Source organism: Brucella sp. TWI559, assembly GCF_039674265.1.
Lineage (GTDB): Bacteria > Pseudomonadota > Alphaproteobacteria > Rhizobiales > Rhizobiaceae > Brucella > Brucella chromiisoli.
Map to the genome: position 1 here is coordinate 1 of NZ_JBDJNE010000084.1, position 357 is coordinate 357.

The following is a 357-nucleotide window of genomic DNA, read 5'->3' on the forward strand; positions in this document are numbered from 1 at the left end:
GTGTCAAGCACGCTGCCATCAGCATTGTAGATCGTCGCTGTCCCACCCGGCTCCCCGGTGATCGTCAGCGTCACACCGTCAGAGCCGACTGTAACCGTTGGTGCATCCGGATCAAGCGTATCGGGGAGTGTCGCAGAAGCCGCTTCCGATTCATTGCCAGCAGCATCGCTTTGCGTCACCGTGATGTCCTGGCCATTGCTCGCAGCAGCAACATAAGTCGCAGTGCCACTCTCGCCAAGATCAACCGTGTCAAGCACGCTGCCATCAGCATTGTAGATCGTCGCTGTCCCACCCGGCTCCCCGGTGATCGTCAGCGTCACACCGTCAGAGCCGACTGTAACCGTTGGTGCATCCGGA

The 357-nt window shown here is 59.7% G+C and carries 1 protein-coding gene; it reads right to left on the reverse strand.

Annotated elements, in window-relative coordinates; genetic code table 11:
• The coding region (locus ABE530_RS19725) for an Ig-like domain-containing protein (RefSeq protein ID WP_499695739.1) at positions 1-357 on the reverse strand (357 nt) is incomplete at both ends.